We start from the raw sequence: 3,083 nt of genomic DNA on the forward strand, positions 1-3,083 counted from the left end.
AATTAATATTTTTTAAATAAATATATAGGTAAGAGCGCGAAGTAAATTCGCACCTACAGGTGATATGTTGAAGGTGAGGTTATTAATTTAGCTCAAGCGTTAGAACCTTGAATAATTATGGCTTTACTTCTACCTTAAAATTCAATGTAACAAATTGATGACAAGGAAGCACAATGCAAATACTTCACCACGGAGCGGTTAACGGCGTTACTGGTTCGTGTCACGAGCTGGTAGTTAATGAGCAAACAAGTGTGCTTATTGATTGCGGATTATTTCAAGGCGAAGACTCTAAAGCCGACCTTTCAATTGAGTTTAATATTACCCATGTTACTGCCCTTATTGTTACCCATTGCCATATTGACCATGTTGGCCGAATTCCTTACTTATTAGCAGCTGGTTTTAAAGGCCCTATTTTTACAAGTATTGCATCGGCCAGTTTATTACCTTTGGTAATTGAAGATGCTTTAAAAGTAGGTGTAACCCGCGACCCTAAAATTATAGCTGCCTGCTTAAGCTTATTAAATAAGCGCATAGTAGCTGTTGATTATAAAACGTGGTTTGAACTACCTTGCAAAGGGCTCAATAAAGCTAAAGCGAGGTTTCAGCGTGCTGGGCATATATTGGGGTCGGCTTACGTAGAAATTGATATTAAAAATAGTGATAACAACAAACACCGTGTTGTATTTTCAGGAGATTTGGGTGCGCCATACACCCCGCTACTCCCTTCGCCTAAGCCGCCCTATAAAGCCGACACCCTAGTTATTGAATCAACCTACGGTGATAAAAATCACCAAGGCCGTAAAGAGCGTACTAAAACGCTAAAAAACATTATTGAACGCGCCGTAGCCGACAATGGCGTTGTTTTAGTACCTGCTTTTAGTATTGGGCGCACACAAGAGCTGCTATATGAGCTTGAGCAACTCATACATAGCTCATCTAAAAAGTCTAAGTGGCGAGACATTCACGTAATACTCGACTCCCCTATGGCAGCCAATTTTACTGAGCAATACAAAAAGTTTAAGCACTTATGGGATAGCGAAGCCAAACGCAAAGTTGCAAATGGTAGGCACCCGCTCGATTTTAAAAACCTAACTACGGTTGATTCACACAAAGAGCATTTGGCTATTATTAACCATTTAAGTTCGCGGCAAACACCAGCCATAATATTAGCAGCAAGCGGTATGTGCACTGGTGGCCGAATAGTTAATTACTTAGAGCGATTTTTAAATGATAAAACCACCGATGTATTATTTGTAGGTTACCAAGGTAATAAAACTTTAGGCCGCGAGATCCAAAAATATGGCCCACGTAATGGGTATGTTTTTATAAATGATGCTCGTATTACTATAAACGCAAAAGTACATACAATTAGTGGCTACAGCGCCCATGCCGATCAAAACGGATTAATTAAGTTTGTAACGGGTATGCATAAAAAGCCAAGCCATATAAAAATTGTACATGGGGATGATGATGCAAAAGGTGCTTTGGCAGATAAGTACAGGGCTGTTTTGGACCGAGGTGAAATTATAGAAATTGGAAAGTAGTTTATAATAGTAAATATTTATAGATCTATTTTTACTGTAAGTACAACTTTTGAGTTGAATTAAATGTAATCAAGGTAATTACGCAGTATGTATATCGAAATTTGAAGTGGTAGTCTGAAGTAAATCCCCGCAATAGCTCCTACACCATTGCTGTGGCTAATAACTTTTAAATAATAAATTAAGTTTACCTAGCACTAAGAAGGCAATTATATTGGTGCAATTGTGAGAGTTCTTCGATTAACTGAATTTTTAAGTGAGCTATCGTCTTAAGCTAAATTATTAACAGCGTGGACTGCCCAACCACCTTCTCATTTCAAAAATTTAAATTCACTTTGTAAGTAATTACCTGATTTTGTTACTTGCTGAGTAGCGACTTGGGTTATTAACTTTAGTCGAGCAAAAAATATAATTTGGGAGTAATATTAGCTCTGCTGTTCAGTCGAGACTTACTAAATTACAGCTATCGGTATATATAACTAAAAATTTCTATTACCAATAGCTGCAATTTCAAACCGGAGATTCTTCCATTTACTTAACGATTGAGCTTTTAAATATGAATATCAAAATTTTATATTAACGTCTTTCCACACTTTCTAGTTGGTTACTTTGCACCAAACCCCGTTAGCATTGTCCTGATGGTTTTAAATACAATATTAAGATCAAGCCAAAAAGATAAGTGTTTAATATAATAAAGGTCATACGCTAACTTTTCTTTTGTTGAATCAGTATCATCAGCATAACCTTGTACAGTTTGCGCCCAACCAGTTATACCTGGCTTTACTATATGCCTATAGCCATAAAATGGAATTTCTTGTTCAAATAACTTAACAAAAGATTCTTGTTCAGGCCGTGGGCCAATTAATGCCATATCACCTTTTAGAACATTAAAAAACTGTGGTAATTCGTCAATTCTTACTTTTCGAATCACCTTACCTATGCGAGTTATTCTAGCATGCTCTTCAGTAGCAAACTTATCCTCTGCACAACTAGTTTTTACCGTCATACTTCTGAATTTATAAATTTTAAAAACTCGACCAGCTTGTCCTACACGTTCTTGCGTAAATATAACAGGGCCTCGACTTTCTAATCGAATAGCAATAGCTGTAAGAACCATAATTAAAAGAGTTAGAGGGAGTGTTAAAACAATAATTACAGTCTCCCAAAGGCGCTTAAATATTTGATAAATTGGATTAGGCTGTAAGGTACCAATTGAATTATCAGATAAATGTTTTATTTGCACCTTTCCATCAATCATCTCTTTGATACTATCCGCATGGAAAACTGGGATGTTATTAAGGCTGCAATCAGCAATAAACTTCTCTTGATGATGAGTAATATTTTTGTGGAGATCAACAACTAAGCCATCCTTAATTGCAGATTGACTATATGGTTCAGTTAAAAAGTAAACGTCGAGGTTTTCATGGTCAATTAGATCTTGCGTGTCAAAGTTATCTATTACATGTAAAGTAAGCTTTTTATGTCCTGTTCTCAAAATAGTAGTAATAAAAAGCCAAACAAAACTAAAAGCCGCTCCTATTG

2 protein-coding genes are annotated in these 3,083 nt (G+C 36.3%); one reads left to right on the plus strand and one right to left on the minus strand.

The window, feature by feature from the left end:
* The first annotated feature begins 173 nt into the window (after positions 1 to 173).
* Positions 174 to 1,544 (plus strand): MBL fold metallo-hydrolase, encoded by a 1,371-nt coding sequence (locus tag GQR46_RS18200; protein WP_165741907.1) that lies wholly within the window; start codon positions 174 to 176, stop codon positions 1,542 to 1,544.
* A gap of 601 nt (positions 1,545 to 2,145) precedes the next feature.
* Here GQR46_RS18200 and GQR46_RS18205 read toward each other — a convergent pair.
* Positions 2,146 to 3,083, minus strand: a 938-nt coding sequence (locus GQR46_RS18205; RefSeq protein ID WP_206009681.1) for an exopolysaccharide biosynthesis polyprenyl glycosylphosphotransferase, incomplete at its 5' end; no start/stop codon positions are given.

The sequence above is a fragment of the Pseudoalteromonas sp. Z1A6 genome, from assembly GCF_011378745.1.
Classification (GTDB): Bacteria; Pseudomonadota; Gammaproteobacteria; order Enterobacterales; family Alteromonadaceae; genus Pseudoalteromonas; species Pseudoalteromonas arctica.

Coding starts and splice junctions, on each gene's coding strand:
- GQR46_RS18200 (WP_165741907.1), top strand. CDS start 174: ATGCAAATACTTCACCACGGAGCGGTTAACGGCGTTACTGGTTCGTGT.